24 protein-coding genes are annotated in these 22,847 nt (G+C 61.8%); 10 read left to right on the top strand and 14 right to left on the bottom strand.

Features of this window, described 5'->3' with window-relative positions:
- Positions 1–36: 36 nt before the first annotated feature.
- From ACTZWY_RS04155 to ACTZWY_RS04140, 4 genes are read right to left on the bottom strand one after another with little or no spacing between them, the layout of a single operon-like run.
- Complete coding sequence (locus ACTZWY_RS04155) at positions 37–852, bottom strand: 3-methyl-2-oxobutanoate hydroxymethyltransferase (protein WP_444789426.1); 816 nt, start codon at positions 850–852, stop codon at positions 37–39.
- Between the two features lie 18 nt (positions 853–870).
- A complete protein-coding gene (locus ACTZWY_RS04150; protein WP_444789425.1) occupies positions 871–2,079 on the bottom strand; it encodes an NAD(P)/FAD-dependent oxidoreductase in 1,209 nt (402 codons plus the stop codon).
- Between the two features lie 3 nt (positions 2,080–2,082).
- Positions 2,083–2,391, bottom strand: coding sequence for a MocE family 2Fe-2S type ferredoxin (locus ACTZWY_RS04145; protein ID WP_444789424.1), 309 nt, complete (start codon positions 2,389–2,391; stop codon positions 2,083–2,085).
- Between the two features lie 26 nt (positions 2,392–2,417).
- Positions 2,418–3,497 (bottom strand): fatty acid desaturase family protein, encoded by a 1,080-nt coding sequence (locus ACTZWY_RS04140; protein ID WP_444789423.1) that lies wholly within the window; start codon positions 3,495–3,497, stop codon positions 2,418–2,420.
- A gap of 122 nt (positions 3,498–3,619) precedes the next feature.
- On the opposite strand from ACTZWY_RS04140, the gene ACTZWY_RS04135 reads away from it, so the two are divergent.
- Entirely contained in the window at positions 3,620–4,645 is a 1,026-nt protein-coding gene (locus tag ACTZWY_RS04135) for a substrate-binding domain-containing protein (RefSeq protein ID WP_444789422.1), read from the top strand.
- A 46-nt stretch (positions 4,646–4,691) separates the two neighbouring features.
- Here ACTZWY_RS04135 and ACTZWY_RS04130 read toward each other — a convergent pair whose 3' ends face one another.
- The 10 genes from ACTZWY_RS04130 to ACTZWY_RS04085 all read right to left on the bottom strand — a co-directional run bounded on the left by ACTZWY_RS04130 (position 4,692) and on the right by ACTZWY_RS04085 (position 13,386).
- Positions 4,692–5,018 (bottom strand): hypothetical protein, encoded by a 327-nt coding sequence (locus ACTZWY_RS04130; protein ID WP_444789421.1) that lies wholly within the window; start codon positions 5,016–5,018, stop codon positions 4,692–4,694.
- Positions 5,015–5,740 carry an orotate phosphoribosyltransferase gene (locus ACTZWY_RS04125; protein ID WP_444789420.1) on the bottom strand — a complete coding sequence of 242 codons (726 nt, stop codon included), beginning with the start codon at positions 5,738–5,740 and terminating at the stop codon, positions 5,015–5,017. Before ACTZWY_RS04125 ends, ACTZWY_RS04130 begins: the two co-directional genes overlap by 4 nt.
- Positions 5,737–6,999 carry a Zn-dependent hydrolase gene (locus tag ACTZWY_RS04120; protein WP_444789419.1) on the bottom strand — a complete coding sequence of 421 codons (1,263 nt, stop codon included), beginning with the start codon at positions 6,997–6,999 and terminating at the stop codon, positions 5,737–5,739. The genes ACTZWY_RS04125 and ACTZWY_RS04120 overlap by 4 nt, the downstream gene beginning before the upstream one ends.
- On the bottom strand, positions 6,996–7,928 hold the full coding sequence (locus ACTZWY_RS04115; protein WP_444789418.1) for a dihydroorotate dehydrogenase: 933 nt from the start codon (positions 7,926–7,928) through the stop codon (positions 6,996–6,998). Before ACTZWY_RS04115 ends, ACTZWY_RS04120 begins: the two co-directional genes overlap by 4 nt.
- Entirely contained in the window at positions 7,925–8,761 is an 837-nt protein-coding gene (locus ACTZWY_RS04110) for a dihydroorotate dehydrogenase electron transfer subunit (RefSeq protein ID WP_444789417.1), read from the bottom strand. The genes ACTZWY_RS04115 and ACTZWY_RS04110 overlap by 4 nt, the downstream gene beginning before the upstream one ends.
- Before the next feature lie 13 nt (positions 8,762–8,774).
- Positions 8,775–10,058, bottom strand: a complete 1,284-nt coding sequence (locus ACTZWY_RS04105) for a TRAP transporter large permease (protein WP_444789416.1) — start codon at positions 10,056–10,058, stop codon at positions 8,775–8,777.
- Positions 10,055–10,552 (bottom strand): TRAP transporter small permease, encoded by a 498-nt coding sequence (locus tag ACTZWY_RS04100; RefSeq protein WP_444789415.1) that lies wholly within the window; start codon positions 10,550–10,552, stop codon positions 10,055–10,057. The genes ACTZWY_RS04105 and ACTZWY_RS04100 overlap by 4 nt, the downstream gene beginning before the upstream one ends.
- Before the next feature lie 159 nt (positions 10,553–10,711).
- On the bottom strand, positions 10,712–11,722 hold the full coding sequence (locus ACTZWY_RS04095; protein WP_444789414.1) for a TRAP transporter substrate-binding protein: 1,011 nt from the start codon (positions 11,720–11,722) through the stop codon (positions 10,712–10,714).
- A gap of 116 nt (positions 11,723–11,838) precedes the next feature.
- A complete protein-coding gene (locus ACTZWY_RS04090) occupies positions 11,839–12,723 on the bottom strand; it encodes a helix-turn-helix domain-containing protein (protein ID WP_444789413.1) in 885 nt (294 codons plus the stop codon).
- A 330-nt stretch (positions 12,724–13,053) separates the two neighbouring features.
- Positions 13,054–13,386 carry a hypothetical protein gene (locus ACTZWY_RS04085; RefSeq protein WP_444789412.1) on the bottom strand — a complete coding sequence of 111 codons (333 nt, stop codon included), beginning with the start codon at positions 13,384–13,386 and terminating at the stop codon, positions 13,054–13,056.
- 308 nt (positions 13,387–13,694) lie between these two features.
- On the opposite strand from ACTZWY_RS04085, the gene ACTZWY_RS04080 reads away from it, so the two are divergent.
- From ACTZWY_RS04080 to ACTZWY_RS04040, 9 genes are all read left to right on the top strand, one after another.
- A complete protein-coding gene (locus tag ACTZWY_RS04080; protein WP_444789411.1) occupies positions 13,695–14,483 on the top strand; it encodes a GntR family transcriptional regulator in 789 nt (262 codons plus the stop codon).
- On the top strand, positions 14,480–15,985 hold the full coding sequence (locus ACTZWY_RS04075) for an ABC transporter substrate-binding protein (RefSeq protein ID WP_444789410.1): 1,506 nt from the start codon (positions 14,480–14,482) through the stop codon (positions 15,983–15,985). The genes ACTZWY_RS04080 and ACTZWY_RS04075 overlap by 4 nt, the downstream gene beginning before the upstream one ends.
- 61 nt (positions 15,986–16,046) lie before the next feature.
- Positions 16,047–16,973, top strand: a complete 927-nt coding sequence (locus ACTZWY_RS04070) for an ABC transporter permease (protein ID WP_444789409.1) — start codon at positions 16,047–16,049, stop codon at positions 16,971–16,973.
- Positions 16,970–17,806: an ABC transporter permease gene (locus tag ACTZWY_RS04065; protein WP_444789408.1), complete on the top strand. Its 837-nt coding sequence runs from the start codon at positions 16,970–16,972 to the stop codon at positions 17,804–17,806. Before ACTZWY_RS04070 ends, ACTZWY_RS04065 begins: the two co-directional genes overlap by 4 nt.
- A gap of 22 nt (positions 17,807–17,828) precedes the next feature.
- Positions 17,829–18,629: an SDR family NAD(P)-dependent oxidoreductase gene (locus ACTZWY_RS04060; RefSeq protein ID WP_444789407.1), complete on the top strand. Its 801-nt coding sequence runs from the start codon at positions 17,829–17,831 to the stop codon at positions 18,627–18,629.
- Positions 18,629–19,510: a polysaccharide deacetylase family protein gene (locus ACTZWY_RS04055; RefSeq protein ID WP_444789406.1), complete on the top strand. Its 882-nt coding sequence runs from the start codon at positions 18,629–18,631 to the stop codon at positions 19,508–19,510. The genes ACTZWY_RS04060 and ACTZWY_RS04055 overlap by 1 nt, the downstream gene beginning before the upstream one ends.
- Positions 19,507–21,063: a gamma-glutamyltransferase family protein gene (locus tag ACTZWY_RS04050; protein ID WP_444789405.1), complete on the top strand. Its 1,557-nt coding sequence runs from the start codon at positions 19,507–19,509 to the stop codon at positions 21,061–21,063. Before ACTZWY_RS04055 ends, ACTZWY_RS04050 begins: the two co-directional genes overlap by 4 nt.
- Positions 21,060–22,046 (top strand): ABC transporter ATP-binding protein, encoded by a 987-nt coding sequence (locus tag ACTZWY_RS04045; protein WP_444789404.1) that lies wholly within the window; start codon positions 21,060–21,062, stop codon positions 22,044–22,046. Before ACTZWY_RS04050 ends, ACTZWY_RS04045 begins: the two co-directional genes overlap by 4 nt.
- On the top strand, positions 22,043–22,843 hold the full coding sequence (locus ACTZWY_RS04040) for an ABC transporter ATP-binding protein (protein WP_444789403.1): 801 nt from the start codon (positions 22,043–22,045) through the stop codon (positions 22,841–22,843). Before ACTZWY_RS04045 ends, ACTZWY_RS04040 begins: the two co-directional genes overlap by 4 nt.
- Positions 22,844–22,847: the final 4 nt, after the last annotated feature.

The following is a 22,847-nucleotide window of genomic DNA, read 5'->3' as shown; positions in this document are numbered from 1 at the left end:
ATGACGCTTTTACATCATTGTGGCAGTCACGAACCGTTATGACAAGCCTGCGTTTGCATCCAACCCCTGAAGAAACCCGTCAAGTTCCGCATCCGCGATGGGCACAGTATGCGCCGCCGCCGGATAGGCACCTTGGGCAACGTCGTCCTTGAACGCTGCGAATGCATTAACCCGCATCTGGTGCAGGCGCGCGTATTCCGACGCGAAATCAGCGTAGGATTTGGCGTGGCGGGGTTTGTGCCCGCGGGTGCAGCCCAACACATCCTCGGAAAACAGATATTGCGCATCAGCCCCCGCGCCCGCGCCCATTCCCAGCAAAATCAGGGAACTGCGGCGGGACAGTTCCGCCGCCACGCGGTCAGGCACCACCTCCAGTTCGGCACCAAAAGCGCCCGCATCCTGCAGGGCCTGCACATCGCGCCACAACTGCAATGCGGTCCGGGCGGTTTTGCCAACGGCCCTGAAGCCGCCGGTCCATGTGGCCTTGGATGGAATCAGGCCGACATGCCCGACCACGGGAATGCCATCATCGGCCAAGGCCCTGATGGTGCCCAGCGACGACGCACAATATACGCAATCTCCCCCTGTCTGCATCGCGGCATGGGCGGCGCGCTGGTAGTCTTCTTGCGTGACAAGCTGGCCATATAAAAGCCCCACCTGCACGAAGCAAGTTCCGGCGGCAGCGCGCATTTGCGGTGTCCAAAGCGGCGCTATGATCGACAGCATGTCAATTCCCGCCTGCGCGGCAGCGGCGGCTTCCTCAGCGGTTTCGACATACAGCATTGTCAGGGTGCGTTTGCCCTTCTGGGCGCGAATATCGGCCACTGTGGGCCGCGTGGTGTTCGGTGACACGGGAATTTCCTTTTTCGGTCAGGCGGCCGTGGCGCGGCGCAACAGGGCTTTTAGCGGTTGCCCCACATCGCTCAGGGCGTCGGGGGTGACAGGCATGGCAGCTTGAATCAGGCGTTCTGCCAAGGCGATATCCTTGGCGCTGCTGCGCCCCGCGCCCAGCCCTGCGGCCCCGATCAAGGCCCCATCTGCACCCAGCCAGAACAGGATTTCACCATCTTGCACCAATTTGCGTGACGCGGCCGGGGCCCCTGCCACATTGCCCACAACCTGCAGGCCCAGATCATACTGATCCGACCAGAACCATGGCAGGGCCTCGAAACAGGCTGCGTCGCCCGCAAGGGCCCGCCCGGCAAGAATGCCTTGATCACGGGCATTGCGCCACGTCTCGAAGCGGTGAACACTGCCATCCGGCTGGCGCAGGGCCGCACAATCCCCAGCGGCGAAGATAGCGCCCCCGGAACAGCGCAACTGACCATCAACACAAATGCCATTTTCGCATTCAAGCCCTGCACCCTGCGCCAAGGCTGTTTCAGGCACCACCCCGATGGCCGCGATCACCATGTCACAGGGCAGAACGTCCCCCCCGTTCAACTGGACCTGACCCTTGGAAATTGCATCAAGGGTGCAGTTGAAACGGAACGAAACCCCCGCGGCACAGTGGCGGGCCACAAGCCGACTGGCCAGTGGCTCAGGAACCGCGCGGCCCAGCGCGCGCGCGCCCGCTTCCAGCACGGTAACGCGGGCCCCCAAGCGGCGCAAACTGGCCGCCAGTTCCAGCCCGATCAACCCCGCCCCGACAATAACGACATGCCGGTTGGCCAAGGGCTGGCTGAAAATGGCATTTGCATCGTCATAACTGCGCAAGACCAGCGCCTGCTCCGCGCCCGCACACCGCAGGCGGCGCGGCGTGCCCCCCGTGGCCAGAAGCAGGCGCGCATAGCCGATGGCAGTGCCGTCCGACAGCGCAAGCGATTGTGCCGCAACGTCAATGCGCGTGGCGCTGATACCGTCACGGTAGGTGATGTTTGCCGCGCGCAAGTCGGCGCCGGCGCAAATCTTGTGGCGCTTCACTGCGCCCGCATCCGGTTTCGACAAGGGGGGGCGTTCATAGGGCAAGCCGGTTTCCTGACCGATCAGCGTGATTGGCCCGCTATACCCCGCATCCCGTGCCGAAAACGCCGCGCGCGTGCCGCATTCGCCCGCGCCGACAATCACAAGGCCCGTCATCGCCTAAACCTCAATCAGGACACGCCCGCCTTCGGTTTTCACACGATAGGTGTTCAGGTTCACACAAGCCGGGGCGCGCTTGGCTTCGCCTGTGCGATAGTCGAAAGTTGCATTATGCTTCGGGCATTCAATTTCATAATCCATCACCAACCCATCCGCCAGATGCACTTGTTCATGCGTGCAAAGTCCGTCTGTACAGAAAAAATCATCATCCGGGCTGCGATAAATCGCAAAGGTGCGTCCGTCATGGTCAAAACGGATCAGGTCCTCGCTGTCGATGTCGTCAGTTGCGCAAGCGTCAATCCAAGGCATTGCTCTCTCTCCTTCGGGAACAGGTGTCATTGCGCGGCGGTGCCAAGCGCGGCATGGTGCAAATCCTCACGATAGGGTTTTGCCGTCGCGGGCAGATCGCGCTTCAGAAAGAAATCTTCGTTCTGTAACTGGCGCCGCAAGGCAGGCCACATTTCCGCAAATGCCTGCGCAATGGAACGGTTGGGCGCAGGCAGATCATGCTTGATGGCCTGATGCAGTTCCGGCAGCCGGTGATAGGGCACCATGGGGAACATGTGGTGTTCGACATGGTAATTCATGTTCCAATAGATGAACCGGCTGACGGGGTTCATATAGACAGTGCGCGAATTCAGCCGATGGTCAATCACATTGTCGGCCAGCCCACCATGCTGCAACAGGCCCGTCATGACGTGATGCCACGCGCCATACAGACGCGGCAGACCGATAACCATCAAGGGCAGGATGGACCCCAGCGCCACGGCCAGCGCGATGGTGGCCCCGTAGATCAACACCCAGATACGCGCCACGCGAATGACCTTGTGCTGCTCGGCCTTGGGAATGTAGCTGGCTTCTTCAGGGTGAAGCTTGCCCGCCGCGTTATACAGCATGCGCGCCCAACCGTTCCATGCATCGACCAGCCCGAAGAAATTGGCGATCAGGCGGGCAAATTCCGGCGGGCGCATGATGGCGATTTCGGGGTCGCGCCCGACAATAACGGTGTCGGTATGGTGGCGCGCGTGACTCCAGCGCCAAGTGTGCGGGTTGCGCACCATGCAGAAGCTTGCAATCTGATAGATAACATCATTCATCCAGCGCGTCTTGAACGCTGTGCCATGGCTGCATTCATGCCAGCGTGAATCCATGGCCGACCCATACAGCACGCCGTAAGCCAGCCAGACCGGCACCGACCACAGCGACGGCCAAAGCGCGATCCCTGCCCCCGCAAATACCACCATCGCCCCGAACAGGATGATCGTATCACGAATGGCAGGCGCGTCCTGGCGGCGCATCAGGTCTTTCATCTGCTTGCGCGGAATGTCCGTATGATACCATTGCGCCGCAGCAAGGCCCGTTTCAACCGCGCGTTTTGCATCTGGTCCCAACATGGAATAATCTCTGTTTGGCATAGGCCCCTCCAAACCCTATTGTGGAATACAGATTATTCGGCCAGCGTCAGCATGCCAGAAAATTAGGTTGCAACCCCCTCAAAAACCCTCAAGTTAATGCAATGGTATGAGGGGAATCCATCATGGCACGCAAACCCACACTGTCCGATCTGGCGCAGGCCGCCGGGGTAAGTCTGGCAACCATCGACCGCGCGGTTCATGGGCGCGGCAAGGTGTCGGCGCGCAGCCTTGCGCGTATTCAGGACGCAGCGTCGCGCATAGGGTTTTCTGACCCACAGTTCCAGCCAACCCCACCCCCGCGCATGGCGCTTCGGCTGGGGTTTGTGCTGCATAAGGGCGGTCAGGAATTTTACCGTAATCTGACCCACGCCTTGGAATGCGCCTGCAAGGCACGCAGGGATTTCAACATCACTGCGGAATTTCATTACGCAACATCACAAGCGCCCGATGATTTCTGCACCGGGTTAAGCGCGGCCAGTGAAACTTGCGCGGCGCTGGCGTCCTCTGCGGTCACACATGCAAAGGTGGCGCAGGCCGGGGCGCGACTGGTGCAGCAGGGCCTGCCGGTTTTTGCGGTCCTCAATGATTTCGGACGGGATGCCCATATGGGATATTTCGGGCTGGACAACCTGCGCGTTGGCCGCATTGCCGGCTGGATGATGGCACAGCGCTTGCAACAGGGGGGGCGTGTGGCAGTGTTTGTGGGCGGCAACCGCTGGCATGGGCACGCCCTGCGCGAGACCGGGTTTCGCAGCGCGTTGCGGGAATATGCGCCGCATGTCACTGTGCTGGACACATTGGTGAATCTTGAAACACGGCAAGTCACCTATGAGGCAACGCTGAACCTGCTGCACACATATTCCGACCTGCGCGGTATTTACGTCGCCGGGGGCGGCATGGAAGGCGCGATTGCCGCACTTCGGGAAACGCGCCCGCCCGACAAGGTTGCACTGATCCTGAATGAACTGACGGGGGACAGCCGCGCTGCGCTGTCAGACAGATATGCCATGATGGCCATTGCCACCCCTGTGGACGCGCTGGCCGCTTCGCTGGTGGACGCCATGGTGCAGACCACACAAGACCTGTCAGCCGCACCGCGCCGCGCCACTGTGTTCGACCCGCAAATATGGCTGCCGGAATCGTTTTGAAGGTGCAACGCCAACCCGACAACGCCCCCCAAGGCGCGCTGTCGCGTCAGCCCGTGCTGCGCATCGCAGCCGCTTCATGCGCGATGTTGTTTAGCACATCCAGCACTGCGGCCCTGTCCCCACTTGCAAAAGCCGCATCAAGCGCCGCAGCATTCGCGCTGATGCGGTCAAACATGGCGTCAATCTCGCGGGCGGGGACGGGCATACGTTCGACGAATTCCACAAAATCATCGGCTTGTTTGGCCAGAACGTAATAGGCTGCGGCCTGTGGTCCGCTGCGCGCTTTTTCATAGGCCGCTTCGGCCAATGCGCTATAGCCATGAACCCCGCGCCCGTGGTCCTTCAGGGTGTCGATCAATGCAGTGAACATCATGCAGTCCTTTCTTGGAAAAACAACCGGGATGCCCCGCCATGGCGGGCCGACCAGTCAAGCGGATTGTCAAGGAATGACCGTATTTCGGCCAGTTCGGGCGCGCTGAAGGGGCCATCGCTACCTGCGACGGCCAAAATATCCTGCCAGTTGGCCAGCGCGTGCAGGGTCAGGCCCTGGGCGTGCAGCATGTCGCGGGTCTGAGGGAAAATATCATAGTAGAAGATCACCAGACAATCCGACACAGTTGCCCCCGCACGGCGCAGCGCCTTGCAAAACCGCAGCTTCGATCCGCCATCCGTGGTCAGATCCTCAATCAGTGTCACTTGCTGGCCGGGGGTTACCACCCCTTCGACCTGCGCATGGGGGCCATACCCCTTTGGCCGTTTGCGCACATATTGCATGGGCAGCCCCGTATTTGCCGCAATCAGCGCCGCAAAGGGGATGCCGGCGGTTTCCCCCCCCGCAACGGCCTGCGTGCCGGGCATGTCGTTTTGCAACAGTTCCGTGGCACAGGCCATCAGGCTTTCGCGCACCGCAGGGTAGGAAATGATGCGGCGACAATCGATATATACCGGGCTGACAAGGCCAGAGCTGAACATGAAGGGGCGGTCCACCGACAGCCGCACCGCACCAATCTGCAACAGCGCTGTGGCAGTTTCCCGCGCGATCTGGCTGCGTCTGGCTGGCGTCAGTCGGGGCATGGCGGCGGGTCCTGTGGTCATGTGTCCTTCGCTTCCAGATAGGCGGAAATGATGGCGGTTCCTACCATAAAATCCGAAATCTCCATGGCTTCGCGCGGATTATGGGACCCGTTGCGGTTGCGCACGAAGATCATCGCGGCGGGCACGCCCGCTTGCGCGAAGACCGCCGCATCATGCCCGGCACCCGACGCCATGGAAAACGGCGCAATGCCCGTGCGGCCCATTGCCGCCATCAGCCCCGCCACCATAGTGTCATCCATCTGCGCAGGCGCGGCGGGTATTTCAGGGCCCGTGTCGAACCGCACGCCGCGCACGCGCGCGATATCGGCCATTTCTTCATGCAGATAATCGCGCATGTGGTCCAGAACTTCGGTATTCTGGGACCGGATGTCCAGACTGAAGCTGATGCTGTCGGCAATGCGCGCAATGGCATGGCGCGCGGGGTCCGTCCCTACCACACCCGAGGTCAGCACCAGATCACCACCCGTTTGCAGGATATGCAGCCAACTGTCATCCAGCCGCGTCAGCAAATCGGCCATGGCCAGCACCGGATCATGCCGATAGGCGCGCGGCACCGCGCCGGAATGCCCCCCTTCGCCCGTGCAGGTAACCGAGCGGTAGCGGATATTGCCCCGAATGCCAGTCACCACGGCGGCGGGAATATCGCGTTCAACCAGCAGCGGTCCTTGTTCGATATGCAGTTCCACATAGCCCAGGATGCGTTCCAGCGCGATCAGGGGCTGGCCTGCGGCAATGGGCGCCGTGTCAATTCCCAGCGCTGTCATATGGTCGGCAAGCGACCTGTTGTCGCCCTTGTGCGGGGCGGCAAGTTCGGCGGCGGTCATCTGGCCGGTCAGTGCCTTGGACCCCAGATAACATGACCCGAACCACGCGCTTTCCTCGGCGCGCAGCGCAAGGCACTTCACGGGCACGCGCAAGCCCTTCTCGCGCCCGCGGATCAGCACCAGCAACCCGGCCACCACACCGGCAAGCCCGTCGAAATTTCCGCCTTCGGGGACAGTGTCGACATGGGACCCAACCACCATGTAACGCTGGGCGTCGCGGTGTTCGGGCAGGCTGAACCACAGGTTGCCTGCCGCGTCCGCGTCGACCGCCAGCCCCTGCGCACGGGCAAATTCCGCCAGATAGTCCAGCGCTTGCGTTTCAATGCGCGAATAGGCAGGGCGGCTGACGCCCGCGCCATCAGGCGACATGGCGCGCAAGTCCTTGAAGATTTGCTGCGCCAGCGCTGTCAGGGGGGCAAGTTTGTCCATCATCATGTCAGCATCGCCGCAACAGGGGTATCGGGCAGCGCCACTGTACCGCGCAGGTCACGCACCGACGCCACGTCATGTGCCGCCAGCCAGTCTTCCAGCCCCGAAAGCAGCCTGCGCATGGTGGTGGGGGACTGGAATGTGGCTGTGCCCACCTGTACCGCCGTCGCACCTGCAATCAGGAATTCCACAACATCGGCCACTGTCGAAATACCGCCACAGCCGATCACCGGAATGCGCGTGGCACTGGCCGCCTGATAGGTCATGCGCAGTGCCACAGGCTTGATGGCGGGGCCGGAAATGCCGCCCATCACATTGCCAAGGCGGGGTTGGCGGGTTTCCACGTCAATGGCCATGCCCAGCAGGGTATTTGCAACAACCAACGCATCCGCGCCAGCGGCTTCGGCAGCTTGCGCAACGTCTACGGGTTCTCCGGTATTGGGGGACAGTTTCACCCATAACGGCAGGTCGGTCGCCCCGCGCAACTGCGCGACCACCTGACCCGTGGTATCGGCGCGCACAGCAAACGCCCTGCCGTCAGCCTCTATGTTCGGGCAAGAGATGTTGGCCTCGATCGCGGCCACACCGGGCACCGTCACTGCGGCAGCCAGCCGCGCGAAGGCGTCATAACTATGCGCGGAAATGGACACCACCAGCGGCACATCATAGCGCGCCCAGAACGGCAGCGTCTGTGTCAGAAAATGCTCCAGGCCCTTGGACGGAATGCCGATGGCATTCATCATGCCACCCGTCAGGTCGCACACCCGCGGCGTCGGGTTGCCAGTGCGAATTTCCGGTGTAAAGGTTTTCAGCACATGCGCGCCAAGAATGCCAAGGTCGAACACATCGGCCAGATCCTCGGTAAAGGTGCCGGATGCGGGCATGATGGGGTTGGCCAGCTGCAACTGGCCGACGCGGGTTGCAAGCGCGCTCATGCCACCACCCCTGCCAGCGGGAAAACCGGCCCTTCGCGGCAGACCCGGCGATGCACAATCTTGTCCCCGTCACGGAACGGGCGCACGCAGGCCTGACACATGCCAAGGCCGCAAGCCATCTGCTGTTCCACTGCAATTTCGCCGGGAATGCCATGTGCTGCGCCAATGTCTTGCAACATGCGCGCAATCCGCGCTGACCCGCAGGTATAGAACGCGTCAACCCCGCCACTGGCAATGCGCCCTTCGATCAGCGCACGCAACGCATCGGGCGCCGAGGATCCATCACTGTCGGTCACGACAATCACCTCGGCCCCGCAATTGCGGAAATGTTCCAGCGACATGACGAATTCCGGCGCGCGCGCCGAACATATCGCGGTCAGCTGACGCCCGCGCGCCTGCGCCAGACGTGCAAGCGGCGCAAGTGTCGCCAGCCCCACGCCACGCGCCACCAGCATAAGCCGTTGCCAGTTGTCTGGCATGGTGAACCCCTGACCCAGCGGGCCAAGCACATTCAGCCGATCCCCCGCACGCAGCGTGGCCAGCCCGCGCGTGCCCGCGCCAGTCACCTTGTACAGAAACCGCAAACTGCCCGCCTGCGCGTCGAAGTCATAAATGCTCATGGGGCGGCGCAAAAATGGCTGATCGTCGTCAGTGCCGGGGCATAGCAGCTGGAAGAACTGCCCGGGCGCGCAATCCAGCACCTCGGGCGGGGCGTCCAGCGTCAGCAAGCGGTAGTCGGTATTGACCACCTGATTGGTGCGCACAACGCCCAGCGCTTCCGCGCAGCGGTAGCGCGGCGGGGTCAAGGTGGCATCCTTGGCGATTGCATTCATGGCTATTCCCCCTTCAACCGAAAATAAGCCGCGGAATAAACAGCGAAATCTGCGGGATATAGGTGATCAGCATCAGCACAATCAGGTTCACCGCCAGAAACGGCCATACCCCGCCAATGATCGTCGCCACCGGCTTGCGCAACGTCGAAGACGCCACAAATATATCCAGCCCGAAGGGCGGCGTGATCATGCCCAACCCTATATTCAACGTGACGATCAACCCGAAATGCACCGGATCAATGCCCATCGCCACAGCCACCGGATACAGGGGCGGCACAAGGATCAGCAGCGCCGAATTGGGGTCAATGAACATGCCCGCAATCAGGAAGCAGATGTTGACGACCAACAAGAAGGTGATCCAGCTTGCATCGATCGCGCCAAGAAAGCTGATAATCTCGTTGGGGACCTGCGCCAGCGTGACAAAATAGGACACAAGCCCCCCCATCGCCAGCAACACAAAGATGATGCAGGTGTTGATCGCGCTTTGCTCTGTCACCTCGAACAGGCCACGCAAGGTCAGGCTGCGCAGGATCACCACCTCGACCAAAATAGCATAGACAACGCTGATGGCTGCGGCCTCGGTCGCGGTGAAGGTGCCCGAATAGATCCCGCCCAGAATAATGACCGGCATTCCAATGGCCCATTTCGCCTGCCAGATGACCCGCGCACGGGTGGGCCAATCCGCGCGCGGTGCCCGCGCAATGCCATCGCGGCGCGCAACATAGGTGACATAAATCGAAAACGCCAATCCCAGCACCAGCCCCACGGCCAGCCCGCCCGCAAACAGCCGCGCAATGGATGTGCCGGTCATCCAGCCATAGATAATCATGGTGATCGACGGCGGAATCAGAAGTGCGGTTTCCGCGCTGGAGACAATCAACCCCAGCGAAAACTTGTCAGAATAGCCGCTGCGCCGTAATTCGGGATAGGCCATGCGCGACATGGCCGCCACAGTTGCGGGCGCCGATCCCGACACGGCGCCAAACGCCATCGACCCGCCAACAACCACATGCCCCATGCCGCCGCGCGTATGGCCCAAAAGCGCCTTGACCACCGACACCAGTTGCCGTGCAATTTGCCCCGACCCCATCAGGTTGGCCGCGAATATGAAAAACGGAATGGCCAGCAGCGTGGCATGATCCACCCCGCCCAGTATTTTCTGCACGACCACCAGATCAGGCAGGTTGGGATAAAACACGGCCTTATAGGCCAGTGCAGGCACGGCCAGCACCAAAAACATCTCAAAGCCCAGCACCAGAAGCGCCACGGCCAGAATGACAATCAAACCCATCATCATTCCACGTCCTCCGCTTCGGCAAAGCGGTCGATGACCCCGAACAAGCTTAGGCCATAGCGCAGCGCAAGAAGCGCGAAACCAGCAACAGGGGCCATGTAGATCATTCCCATGGGCACCCCCAAGGTGGGCGAACGCTGGCCCGTGCCCAGCACGAATTGCGCCAACCCGAACCCCAGCCACGCGATATAAAGCGCAAAGACAAGCCCCGCGATGTCGGTCACTTTCAACAGCATCCTGCGCACCCCGTCAGGCAGCTTGTCGCGCAAATTGCGAATGCCGACATGCCGCCCGCGTTCCAACGCCAGCCCCAACCCCAGAAACACCATAAACAGATTCAGCATGCGCACCGCTTCCTCGATCCATGCGAAGGACGACGCGGCCTGACCGCCCATTTCGCGCACGATGACGCTGGTAAAATACAGCGCAACCATGGTCAGAAACGTCACGACAAGGACTGATCGTTCGACCAGACGAAGTATATTGAGGGCCAGCATCAACGATCCGTTCGCGTTGGGGCACGGGCGAAAAGCAAAAGCGCGCCATGCGGGTCATCGGGGCTTGCATCGGGGGGGGCCAGCAGCAAGACGAAAGGAACAGGACCGGGGCACGCGCCCCGGTCCGCATTGGCAGGAAACCCGGTGACGGGGTGGCGTTTACTGCGCCAGCTTTTCATACTCGGCAAGGTAGACATCCAGCAGCGCCTGCCCCGCATCGCCTGCCATTGCGACATAGGCAGATGATGTTGCCGCAAACGTCGCCTCGCGGAAGGCCGCGCGTTCATCTGCACCGGCTTCGCGGACATTCATACCAGCCGCTGTCACGGCCTCCAGCGCGCGGTCAACTGCAGCTTGCTTGTTGGCAACCAGTTCGGGCACCGTTTCGATAAACGCGTCCTGAATGATTGTCTGGTATTCTTCAGGCAGGGTGTTCCACCAGATCGGGCTGAAGATCACGATATCTTCCATCGCGCCATGCCCGGAAATCACAAGATTTTCCTGAACCTCAAAATACTTCATCGTCTCGATGGTATCGAGCGGGTTTTCCTGCCCGTCAACCACACCTGTTTGCAGCGCAGTGTAAAGTTCCCCGAACGGAATTGCGATGGCCGACGCGTCCAGTGCGTTGAACTGTTCAATCAGCACGCGGCTGTCCATGACGCGGAATTTCTGGCTGGCGAAACTTGCCAGATCATCAACCGGCTGGTTCGAAGTAATATGCTTGCGCCCGTTGGGCCACAGCGCAATCGCGTGCATCCCCTTGTCCGAGAAGCTGTCCAGCAACGCCTGACCGAACGGCCCTTCGCGCAGCGCCTGCGCCGCCGCTTCATCCTCTGGCAGCAGATAGGGGATGTCCAGAATGGACACCACCGGGTTGAACCCGCCAAGGAATGCCGCCGGGGCAACCGTTCCTTCCAGTGACCCGAATTGCACGCCTTCATTCATCTGGCGCTGGTCACCCAGCTGCGCTTGCGGGAACAGCACGAATTCCACCGCGCCATTCGTGCGCTCATTCACCAATGCGGCGACTTTCTCCAGATGGACGTGGCGGTTTTGCGCCGCGGATTCCAGATGGCCAATCTTGGCCGTGAATTCCTGCGCAAGCGCGCCGCCCGCCATCAAGGCGGCAGCGGCGACGGTGATCGAAAGGTTGCGGATGGTTTTCATTACATGTCCCCTGTGGCTTTGGTTGTTTCCAGACTTCCCTGAACTGGCGCCCCTGTCAAACAAAAAATCTAATTTTTGAGACGGCGCGAAAGGCAAGGATAGTTTTTGCTTAAAAATTAATCGCTTTCATCCGCACTTCCGGCTTGCGCGATCAGGTCTTCCAAATGATCGGCCGCAGCTGCACCCCGCAGCGACCGTTCCCATAGCATCCGGGCAATACCGTCATGCAACTCCACTGCCTCAGGGGCGGAGGTTACAAACCCCACCCCCACAGCAATATTCGGGTTATGCCCCAGCCGGAACGGGCTGACCGTCAGCACCGACTGCCCCCCCGTGCGCGTGATCTGAAAACTGGTCGAGGGAAAAGGTTCAGGCGACACACCCAGTTGAACCCCTATATCAGGTTCGCGCAAAAGCCCGATGATATGGCGCACTTCGCCCGCTGCGGCGCGCCGCCGTTGCGCGCGCAATTCATCAGGCAGCCCATGCCGCCCTTCCAGCCCGTCGCGCAAGAAACTTTCGATCTCGGCGGTGGAAATGACGGAAACCAGCAACGGCCTGCGCTGCACAAATCTTTGTTTTCGTTGCAAAAGTATCTCAAGAATCTGTTGCGCCTCGACTTGGCGTCCGGCGGGGACGGATTCCGCGAAAACATCGCGCAGGATTGCATCATAGCGCTGCGTCGTCACAAGATAGGAGATCGGACTAAACAACCCGATAATCTGATCGGCGTCCCCTTCAACCTGCCGCATGCGTTCAAAATAGCCCAGCGCGTTTGGGATATATTCTATCCCTACCCCCAGAAGTGTGGGCAACGAAACCTTCAATTCGCGCGAAATCGACGCCAATGTTTCAATTTTGGTGATCTCGCCCTTTTCAGCGCGATACAGGGCAGCGCGGGAAATACCGATGCGCAGCGCCAGTTCTTCCGGCCCCAGCCCGCGCCCGATCCGGTGCGCACGCAACCGTGCCCCGATCTCTTTGAAACTGAGTTTTTCCATATCCGTCACGACGATCCTCGGCTTTGCTGCGCATGCCTGCCGTCTCAATTCTGATACAAAACTTCATGAAACGCAACTGGCATGGATGGGCAGGGCAGCGCTTGCCAGCGCCGCCCTGCCCCCCTTGCGGTTCGGCCAGCCCCATGCGCGCAAAACCGGGTCCCACTTTTGCGCGACATGCTTTAGACCGGCTGAAGTATCATCACAGTGACTGTGTAAATCGCGGTTCCCGCAAAAAACCCCGCCACAAGCCATAAACGCAGCGTATCCATCTGCGACCTCCTGAACATATGTTTCGATGCGCCTGCTGTGCAGGCCACGACATTTCGATCAGAAGGGCAGCGGCGGGGCGCGGGCCGGGTTGCCAACATTTGCGCCCTGCGGAACCGGCCCGCTGGCACCTGTGGCGGCGCACAGGCGGCCAGCACTGGCCAATGACATGGCAACTGCCGCGCCACCGGGCCAGGATGCCGCATCGGCACCGGCGGGATCAGCGTCTGACACGGCCTGCGCGGGCGCGCGCCCGACATGTTCCAGCCAAAGCGCGCCAAGTGCTTTCTGCGGCGCTTCCGTGTCAGAAAATGACACAACACGATGCGCATGCGCCTGCGACAGCCCCGACAGGGTCAGCAAGAAAGCCAGAATCAAGGCGATGTGGCGCATTCCGAACCATGCCCAAGGGAAACATCCCGACTATGCGCGATCACGCCGTATTGTCCACCGGAATTGACGCCGGAACACAGCAAATTGCCTGTGGCGCAGCCCAGCTTACCCGCTGGCACCTGTCGCGGCGTCCCCACCGGGCCAGGCCCCGCGCCCGGACAGGGCGGGGGCGCATAGGGCAGTGCCCCGCCCCTAATTTCACGCCCGATTGCAAAACAGTTCAGCACATAACAGCAACCACCGCAGTTAATTTTGAAATGTTAAAATACAGAATTGACATGTTGGATGCGGCTTACTAGCATTTTAACATGTTAGATAAAAACTCCCCTTTTGGTATGCCAACTGCCCCCCGGCGGGGCGAAAACCTGTCGTCACTGGCGTTAAGCCTGCTCAGTGACGCCATTGTGGCGGGGTGCCCGGCACCGGGTGCCATGGTGTCGGAACTGGACTTAAGCGCGCGTTTCGCGGTGGGCCTTGCGGCCACGCGCACTGCGCTGGCACGGCTGGCCGCACAGGGATGGGTCAGTGCACAAGGGCGGCGGGGCTGGCGTGTGCTGCCAGTATCTGGCGAACATCTGGCGGATTTGCAGGCCGCGCGCGACTGTCTGGAACGGGTTTTGCCCGACAACCGCCCCCCTGCGCCGTTGCGCGCCGAATTGCGCAAACGCGCGCAATTGCATAAGGCCGCGCTGCACCGGCTAAATGCGGACACGTTGTTCCATCAGGAACGCAGCCTGTTGACCCTGTCGGCACAAGTGATGGCCGCGCCGCGACTTCGCGCGTGGTTGATCGACAGTTGGGATTTGTCCCTGCGTGCTGACCGTTTTTTGGACATGCGTTTTGGCATAGACCGCGCGCCCTTGCCGCTTGCCGATCTGGCCGAAGCGCTGGCGCAGGGGGATGCGGGGCGCGCGCATGACTTGCTTGGCGCCATGCGCCGGGATTTCGCGGACAGATGCGCGCGCGCGCTGTCCCGCAGCGATGTGCAAATCGCACCGCCGCCCAAAGCGGCACACACCTCAACCACCAGCCCCCGGACGGCCCCCGCCCCTGACGGGACCACCTCAAGAAACGCCCAACACGGAGAACCCAAGTGAAACGTATACCCCGCCTGATGCTTGCTGCGGCCCTTGCCGCCACAACTGCCTTGACCGCACCCGCCGCTTGGGCGGATGCACAACTTCTGACTGTCGATCTGGTGAATGAGCCATCGTCGCTGGACCCGCATGTGCAGTGGAACCCCGACAGCTATTATGTGTACCGCAACATCTTCGACAATTTGCTGACGCGCGATGATGCAGGCGAGATTGTCCCGCAGGTGGCCACCGAATGGGAACAGGTTTCGCCTACGGAAATCATCTTCACCATCCGCGATGACATCGCCTTTCATGACGGCTCGCCCCTGACGCCGCAGGATGTTGTCTATTCCGTGCAGCGCATCACCGACCCTGAATTCGGGTCACCGCAATTGTCGCAATTTGCCACCATTGCCAGCGCAGAAGTGCTGGACGGCAACAAGGTAAAGCTGACAACCAGCGCCCCTTATCCGGCCCTGATGGGACAGCTTGTGAAACTGTCGATCGTGCCGCAGGCCATTGTCGAGGGCATGGGCAAGGACGCCTTCAATCAGGCGCCGGTCGGATCAGGCCCGTATAAGTTTGACGGCTGGGATCGTGGCGTCGAGGTGCGGTTGACGCGCAATGACGACTACTGGGGCCAGACAGGCACCTTCCCTGCGGCAGTGTTCCGCGCAGTGCCCGATGCGTCAACGCGGGTGGCCAATCTGGTTTCTGGCGCGTCCGATCTGGTTGTGACCATGGACCCCGATCTGGCCATGCAACTGGACGCAGCCGCTGGCGTTGGTCCACGTTCGGCGCTGACCGAACGCGTGGCCTATCTGGCCGTAAATGGCGCAAAACCCGGGCTGGATGATTTGCGCCTGCGTCAGGCCATCGCCCACGCCATTGACCGCGACCTTATTGTAGAAGGGTTGCTGGGCGGGTTTGACATGCCAGTGGGGCAGTTGCTGACACCCGCGCATATCGGCTGGGTCGAAGGGTTTGAAGGTGTGTCCTATGACCCCGACAAGGCCCGCGCCCTGATCGCGGAAGTGGGCGAACCGGCCACCCGCAGGCTCTCATTTGCGACCTCGCCCGTGTTTGACCAGCGCATCGTTCAAGCCTTGCAGCAAATGTTGACCGAAGTTGGCCTGAATGTCGAAATCGAACTGACCGACATGGCCACCTATCTGGGCAGGGTTCAGGGCGAACCGGCCGAAAGCCCTGACATGTCCTTCGGGCGCTGGTCCTGCGCGTGCCAGGATGCGGATGGCGTGGTCTATCCCTTGCTGCATTCGTCCAGCAGTTGGTCGCGGGTCAGCAACGCCGAACTTGATGCCGTGCTTGAAGCGGCGCGCGGCGAACTGGACCCGGAAACACGGCTGGGCCACTACCGCGTTGTTCAGGAATGGGTGCGCGACAATGTTTCGCAAGTGCCACTGTATCAGGCGGCCATCATTTACGGGGCAAGCGACAATCTTGAATGGCAGCCCACCCCGAACGAAAGCCTGTTTTTGAACCGCATGAGCTGGTCCGACTGACCAGCCCCGCGTGCGCGCCCCTGACCGGGCGCGCCCCCTTCTTCCGACCGGAGCCATGGGCATGAGCGTGTTTCTGATCCGCCGTCTGGTGCAGGCAGCGGTATCCCTGCTGGGCGTGACTGCCCTGATTTTCTTTCTGCAACGGCTTACTGGTGATCCGGTCCTGCTGATGGTGCCCGAAGGGGCCACGCAGCAATCCATCGACGCGCTGCGCAGTCAGTTGGGCTTTGACCGGCCCGTTATTGTGCAGTTTACCGAATACATGACCGGCCTGATGCAACTGGATTTCGGCCGCTCCGTCATCCAAAACGTGCCGGTGGCTGACATTGTCGCATCCCGCTTGCCCCATACCCTGCGGCTGGCCGCGGTGGCGCTGGTGCTGGCCTTGGGGGTTGGTGTGCCGCTGGGGGTGTTCATGGCGGTGCGGCGGAACCACCCGCTGTCACGTCTGGGCATGGGTTTCGTGCTGGCGGGCCAGAGTTTGCCCACGTTCTGGAGTGGTATTCTGCTGATCCTGATCTTCGCTGTCTGGCTGGGGTGGTTGCCGTCCTCGGGTGCACGACAGGCCAATAGCGTAATATTGCCCGCGATTTGCCTGTCATTGCTGTCAATGGCCACCTTCGCGCGCGTAACCCGCACGGCAGTTCTGGACGAACTGAACAAACCCTATGTGCGCGCAGCCCGCGCCAAGGGCCTGCCGCTGGGCCGCGTTGTCACGCGCCATGTGCTGCGCAACAGCGCCATTCCGGTTATTTCCATTGCCGCGCTTGAAATCGCCAATCTGCTGTCAGGGGCCGTCATTGTGGAAACGGTTTTTGCATGGCCGGGCCTTGGACAACTGACCATCCAGTCCATTGCCGCGCGTGACTTTCCCATTGTTCAGGCAGTGGTTCTGCTGGGCGCTTTTGTCTCGATCTTCCTGAATCTGGCCGCAGACCTGCTGTATAGCGCCGTCGATCCCCGCATCCGGCTGGAGGGGGGCAAATGACCGCCGCCCTGAAACACTGGATGCCGCCGCGCCTGTGGCCGTTCTTGGCCATTGTCGTGGTGCTGGTGCTGGCCGCACTTCTTGCGCCCTGGATTGCCCCGCGCGACCCGAATGTGCAAAACCTGCTGGGCCGGTTGCGCGCACCAGGAACCGAGCTGCGCGATGTGACCTATCTGCTTGGCTCGGACGAACTGGGCCGCGATCTGTTGTCGCGCCTGATCCATGGCGCGCGCGTGTCGCTGATGGTCGCGGCGCTGTCTGTGGTCGTGTCCGGGGTGGTCGGCACCGCGCTGGGGATGATTGCAGGGTGGTATCGTGGTGTCGTCGGCATGATTATCATGCGGGTCGTGGATATTGTGCTATCCGTTCCCGCCATCCTGCTGGCCATCATCACAGTGGCCATCCTTGGCCCCGGCCTGTTCAACGTGGTCGCGGTGCTGGCCTTTACCCGCTGGCCACGCTATGCGCGTGTGGCTTACGGGCAAACCCTAAGCCTGCTGAACCTGCCATATGTGCGGCTGTCGCGGTTTATGGGCGCGTCAACGCCGCGCGTGCTGATCCGGCATATCCTGCCAAATATCATCGGCCCTATCATGGTGGTTGTGACGCTGGAATTCGGCCTGATGGTCCTGTTTGAAGCGGGTCTGTCCTTCCTTGGGCTGGGCGTGCAACCGCCAACGCCCAGCTGGGGCGCGATCATGTCAGCGGGGCGAAACTATGTCACAACCGCGTGGTGGATCGCGGTGTTCCCCGGTGTCTTGCTGTTCCTTCTGATCCTTTCGGTCAACGTGCTGGGCGATCATGTCCGCGACGTGGTCGAAGGGCGCCGCTAATCTTGTTGAAAGGGCCTGTGCCATGACAAAACCCAACCCGCTTCCCTGTGCCGATTTCACCGGCAAGAAAGTTGTCGTCACCGGCGCCGCTGGCGTTGTAGGCCGCTGGATATGCGAAGCCTTCGATGCCGCAGGCGCAACCCTGCTGCTGTCTGACCGTGACAGCGCCATGATGACGGACCTTGCCGCCACATTGTCGCGCCCGGCCCTGACCCATGCCACCGAACTGACCGATGCCGCCAGTATTGCCCAATTGGTGGACATGGTCGGGCAGGAATGGGGCGCGGCGGATGTTCTGGTGAACAACGCCGCAGTTTACCCCAGCGCCTTCCTGCTGGATGTGGATGCCGCCGAATGGGACCGCATTTTTGACATCAACCTGCGCGCGCCCTTCTTGCTGACACGCGGAATTGCCACCCAGATGGTGCGTCAACAGGTCAGGGGCAATATTGTGATGATTTCATCCGGGGCATCGCGCAAGATGCGCACGACCGCCGCGCCCTATTCCATCTCGAAATCAGCACTGGACCGCCTGACCAAGGGGTTTGCCGTCGAACTGGCGGAATATGGCATAAGGTGCAATGCCGTGGAACCCGGATTTGCCGCAGGCAGCAAGGCCAGCCCGCTGTCTGACAAACATGTGCAAGCCACAACCGCCGCCATCCCGCTGGGGCGCGCGTCACGCTATGAGGATGCAACATCTGCCATACTGTATCTGGCCTCGGACTATGCGAACTACGTTACCGGGGCCACATTGTCGGTCGATGGCGGGAATTCCGCAGGCACAATCCTTGTCCATCAGGACAAGAAAAAGGCACTGTAATGGATCGTCCCGGCTATATCTGGCCAGAAGGCAAGTCATCTGCCCTGTGTTTCAGTGTCGATGTCGACGCAGAAGCCCCCTATCTGTGGCAGCACCGCGCGGGGTTGCCGGACCGGCTGGGCCAGTTGGAACAGCGCCGTTTCGGCCCGCGCGAAGGGCTGTGGCGCATTCTGGACATGCTGGACAGGGTGGGCATTGCGGGCAGTTTCTATGTGCCGTCAGTTGTGGCGGAACTGCACCCCGAAATCCTGCCTGCGCTGGTCGCGCGCGGCCATGAAGTGGGGTTGCACGGGCATTTGCATGAACTGGTGGGCGACTGCCCCCATGACGCATTCGAAGCCGCGCTGGACCAGTCGCTTGCGGTGTTTCAGGCGCAGATCGGGCTTCGCCCTGCGGGGTTTCGGTCGCCTGCATGGGAAATGACGCCTGCCATGCTGGCCGCGCTGGCCGCGCGCAACATAGGGTATGACAGTTCGCTGATGGGCTGGGACCACCCCTATGACATAGACGGCATGACCGAAATTCCTGTGCAATGGCAAATCGACGATGCGATATATTTCAAGTTCTTCGGGGGGGGTGCCGACAAATGGCCCCCTGCGCAGGCTGCACAAATCGGGCAAGGATGGCGCGATGAATTTGATGCAGGGCGCGCTTATGGGCAATTGTTCATGATAACGGTGCATCCGTGGATTTCAGGACGCGCGCAGCGGGTGGCCATGCTGGAACATTTGCTGCGCCACGCCACCGCGCAGCCCGATGTCTGGGTTGCCCCCGCCGCGCAGATTGCCGCATGGCACCAAACCGCGAATGCGGGGCGCTTCGTGGCGCGCAGCGGGCTGGACACCCTTGCCGCGCATTTGCCGAAAGGAACACCCGCATGACCTGCACATGGACCCCCGGCAAGGCAATGGCCAAAGGCACCGGCGGCATGGTCGCGGCCCAACATCAGGTTGCCGCGCGGGCAGGTGCCGACGTGCTGGCGCGGGGCGGCAACGCCATGGATGCCGCTGTCACCACCGCGCTGGTGCTGTCGGTGGTGGAACCCTGGCTAAGCGGTATCGGTGGTGGCGGTTTTCTGGTCTGGCGCGACGGGACAAGCGGACAGGCGCGAACGCTGGATTTCGCCATGCGCGCCCCCAAGGGGCTGCGGCTGCAGGATTACCCGCTGGCCCCGGGCAAGGATGGCGACTGGTTCGACTGGCCACAGGTCGAAGGGCAGCGCAACCTGATCGGGGTGCATTCCATCTGCGTGCCCGGTGCCATTGCGGGCCTGTCGCAGGCGCTGGCGGAACTGGGCACCATCAGCTGGGCCGAGGCATTGGCCCCCGCTATTGAAGAAGCGGAAAAAGGGCTGCTGGTCGATTGGTTCACCAACCTGTGCCTGTCCATCGACGCGCCCAACCTGCTGACGGATCCGGTATCGGCGGCGATGCTGCTGCAGGATGGCCGCGCCCCCGCAGTGGGCAGCGCCGGGGCCGAAACACGCCTGCCATTGGGCAACAAAGCCGCCACACTGCGCCGGTTGGCCGAATGCGGCGCGCAGGACTTCTATGAGGGCCAGATCGCCCGCGACCTGACCCGCGACATGGCAGAACTGGGCGGGCGCATGACGCTTGACGACCTGTCGTCCTATCGCCCGCGCTGGGGCACGCCCTTGACAATGGATTGGGCGGGCGCGCGTATCCTGGCCATGCCGGGGTTGTCGGGCGGGCCTGCGCTGATGGATGTGTTGTCGCGCATCGGCGCGGGCAGTGCCCAGCCCGACGCCCGACACCACGCCACTATGGCTGACGCACTGCGCGCGGCCTATACGCTGCGGCTGAACACGGCAGGTCATGGCGCGCGCACGGGAATTGACCCCGGCTGCACCAGCCATATCAGCGTGATTGACTGTCAGGGCAACGCCGTCGCGCTGACCAACACGCTTTTGTCGCGCTTCGGGTCGAAGGTCACATCAGGGCGCACGGGAATTTTGCTCAATAACGGCATGATGTGGTTTGACCCCCGCCCCGGCCAGCCCAATTCCATGGCTCCGGGGGCGCAACCACTGGCCAATATGTGCCCGGTTCTGGCCGAACTGCCGCAAGGCGGGGTTCTGGCCCTCGGGGCTGCGGGTGGGCGGCAGATCATGCCCGCACTGGCGCAATTGCTGGCCTATCGGCTGCTGCATGGCATGGATCTGGAACAGGCATTGTCCCACCCCCGGCTGGACGCATCAGGGCCGCGCATTGTGCTGGACCGCCGCCTGCCGGACGGCACTGCAGGGCTTATCGGGCACAGACATGATGTCGAAATGGTGGATGACGTGCTGTATCCGGTGCAATTCGCCATCCCCAGTGCCGTGGAACGGCGCGGCGATGGCACGGTTTACGGCATGGTTCATCCAAACCACCCTTGGTCTGCCGCCGTATCCGCACAAAAGGCCACGCCATGACCGCGCCGCCTGTTTTATCCGTGCGCGACCTGCGCATCGAAATCGCCGCACAGCCCGTGGTTGATGGGATGACATTCGACATTGCCGCAGGCGAAACGCTGGCAGTGGTCGGGGAATCGGGCTGCGGCAAAAGCATGGGCGCGCTGGGGATTATCCGGTTATTGCCCGATGTCGCCCACCAAAGCGCGGGCCAGATCATGCTGGAAGGCACGCGCATCGACACCCTGCCGGAACGCGGCATGAACCGCCTGCGCGGTGCCCGTATCGGGATGATCTTTCAGGAACCTGTCGCGTCCCTTGATCCGTTGATGCCCGTGGGCAAACAAATCGCCGAAGCGCTGACAATGGACGCGACCATTCCGCCCGCACAAGTGAAAACACGCATTCTGGACATGCTGGAGCGTGTCGGGATTGACCGCCCCGACCTTCGCGCGCGGCAGTTCCCTTTTGAGCTGTCGGGCGGCATGTGCCAGCGCATCATGATTGCCATGACGATGATCCGCCGCCCGGTGCTGCTGATCGCGGATGAACCGACCACCGCACTGGACGTCACGATCCAGAAACAAATTCTGGAACTGATGGCCGAAATGCGGCGTGACACAGGTGCCGCAGTCCTGCTGATCACGCATGATATGGGCGTGGTTGCCGAAAGCGCGGACCATGTGGCGGTCATGTATGCCGGGCGCGTGGTGGAAACCGGGCCAGTGACGCAGGTTTTCGCCCGCCCGCGCCATCCCTATACAAGCATGCTGCTGCGCACGATCCCGCGGCTTGATGGCGCGCGCAAGGTGGCGCTGCCCGCCATTGCCGGGGCAGTGCCTGATATTCGGAACTGGCCCAAAGGATGCCGGTTCAATACCCGCTGCCCACTTGCCACGGCGCAATGCCGACAGGATGTGCCACCGCTGGAAAACGCAGGCACACCGGGCCATGCCAGCGCCTGCTGGAACCGCGACCGCATAGAAACGGAGCTAGCGCCATGACCCCCGCCGCCCCCATCATCTCGGTGCGTGACCTGAAGGTGCATTTCCCCATCCGCAAGGGTTTGCTGGGTCGGGTGACGGATTATGTGCGCGCGGTTGATGGCGTCAGCTTCGATCTGTATCCCGGCCGGACATTGGCCATCGTGGGCGAATCCGGCAGTGGCAAATCGACCACCGGCTATGCGGTCATGGGGATGGAAGAACCCACATCGGGGCAGGTGCTGATCAATGGCAAGGATCGCGCGCAAATGACACCTGCCGAACGCCACGCCGTTACGCGCCAGCTGCAGCTTGTGTTCCAGGACCCCGCATCAGCCCTGAATCCGCGCATGAAGGTGCGCCATTGCATTGCCGAACCGCTGGAAATTCACGGGATCGGCAACGCGGCCAGCCGCGCGCAGCGTGTGCGGGAACTGCTGGATCTGGTGGGCCTGCCCGACTCCGCGCTGGAGCGGCTGCCGCGTGAATTTTCGGGCGGGCAGAAACAGCGCATCGTGATTGCCCGCGCGCTGGCGCTGAACCCCAAGGTCATTATCTGCGACGAGGCCGTTTCCGCGCTTGATGTCTCCATCCAGTCGCAAATTCTGAACTTGCTTCTGGACCTGCAGGCGCGGCTGGGACTGGCCTATCTGTTCATCAGCCATGACCTGTCAGTGGTGCGCCACATCTCGGATGATATTGCCGTGATGCATCGGGGCCGCGTGGTCGAGGCCGGCCCGACAGACCAGCTATTTGCCCAGACCCGCGACCCCTATACGCGCCAGTTGCTGGCCGCTGTCCCACAGGCCCGGCCCTGACCCG

It is taken from the genome of Roseinatronobacter sp. NSM (assembly GCF_052379845.1).
Classification (GTDB): Bacteria; Pseudomonadota; Alphaproteobacteria; order Rhodobacterales; family Rhodobacteraceae; genus Roseinatronobacter.
This window is presented reverse-complemented; position numbering and strand designations above follow the sequence as displayed.

Excerpts from the sequence above, each read along its gene's own strand:
- ACTZWY_RS04150 (WP_444789425.1), bottom strand. The coding sequence starts at position 2,079 with ATGACGGGCCTTGTGATTGTCGGCGCGGGCGAATGCGGCACGCGCGCG.
- ACTZWY_RS04145 (WP_444789424.1), bottom strand. The coding sequence starts at position 2,391 with ATGCCTTGGATTGACGCTTGCGCAACTGACGACATCGACAGCGAGGAC.
- ACTZWY_RS04140 (WP_444789423.1), bottom strand. The coding sequence starts at position 3,497 with ATGCCAAACAGAGATTATTCCATGTTGGGACCAGATGCAAAACGCGCG.
- ACTZWY_RS04135 (WP_444789422.1), top strand. The coding sequence starts at position 3,620 with ATGGCACGCAAACCCACACTGTCCGATCTGGCGCAGGCCGCCGGGGTA.
- ACTZWY_RS04130 (WP_444789421.1), bottom strand. The coding sequence starts at position 5,018 with ATGATGTTCACTGCATTGATCGACACCCTGAAGGACCACGGGCGCGGG.
- ACTZWY_RS04125 (WP_444789420.1), bottom strand. The coding sequence starts at position 5,740 with ATGACCACAGGACCCGCCGCCATGCCCCGACTGACGCCAGCCAGACGC.
- ACTZWY_RS04120 (WP_444789419.1), bottom strand. The coding sequence starts at position 6,999 with ATGATGATGGACAAACTTGCCCCCCTGACAGCGCTGGCGCAGCAAATC.
- ACTZWY_RS04115 (WP_444789418.1), bottom strand. The coding sequence starts at position 7,928 with ATGAGCGCGCTTGCAACCCGCGTCGGCCAGTTGCAGCTGGCCAACCCC.
- ACTZWY_RS04110 (WP_444789417.1), bottom strand. The coding sequence starts at position 8,761 with ATGAATGCAATCGCCAAGGATGCCACCTTGACCCCGCCGCGCTACCGC.
- ACTZWY_RS04105 (WP_444789416.1), bottom strand. The coding sequence starts at position 10,058 with ATGATGATGGGTTTGATTGTCATTCTGGCCGTGGCGCTTCTGGTGCTG.
- ACTZWY_RS04100 (WP_444789415.1), bottom strand. The coding sequence starts at position 10,552 with ATGCTGGCCCTCAATATACTTCGTCTGGTCGAACGATCAGTCCTTGTC.
- ACTZWY_RS04095 (WP_444789414.1), bottom strand. The coding sequence starts at position 11,722 with ATGAAAACCATCCGCAACCTTTCGATCACCGTCGCCGCTGCCGCCTTG.
- ACTZWY_RS04090 (WP_444789413.1), bottom strand. The coding sequence starts at position 12,723 with ATGGAAAAACTCAGTTTCAAAGAGATCGGGGCACGGTTGCGTGCGCAC.
- ACTZWY_RS04085 (WP_444789412.1), bottom strand. The coding sequence starts at position 13,386 with ATGCGCCACATCGCCTTGATTCTGGCTTTCTTGCTGACCCTGTCGGGG.
- ACTZWY_RS04080 (WP_444789411.1), top strand. The coding sequence starts at position 13,695 with ATGTTAGATAAAAACTCCCCTTTTGGTATGCCAACTGCCCCCCGGCGG.
- ACTZWY_RS04070 (WP_444789409.1), top strand. The coding sequence starts at position 16,047 with ATGAGCGTGTTTCTGATCCGCCGTCTGGTGCAGGCAGCGGTATCCCTG.
- ACTZWY_RS04065 (WP_444789408.1), top strand. The coding sequence starts at position 16,970 with ATGACCGCCGCCCTGAAACACTGGATGCCGCCGCGCCTGTGGCCGTTC.
- ACTZWY_RS04060 (WP_444789407.1), top strand. The coding sequence starts at position 17,829 with ATGACAAAACCCAACCCGCTTCCCTGTGCCGATTTCACCGGCAAGAAA.
- ACTZWY_RS04055 (WP_444789406.1), top strand. The coding sequence starts at position 18,629 with ATGGATCGTCCCGGCTATATCTGGCCAGAAGGCAAGTCATCTGCCCTG.
- ACTZWY_RS04050 (WP_444789405.1), top strand. The coding sequence starts at position 19,507 with ATGACCTGCACATGGACCCCCGGCAAGGCAATGGCCAAAGGCACCGGC.
- ACTZWY_RS04045 (WP_444789404.1), top strand. The coding sequence starts at position 21,060 with ATGACCGCGCCGCCTGTTTTATCCGTGCGCGACCTGCGCATCGAAATC.
- ACTZWY_RS04040 (WP_444789403.1), top strand. The coding sequence starts at position 22,043 with ATGACCCCCGCCGCCCCCATCATCTCGGTGCGTGACCTGAAGGTGCAT.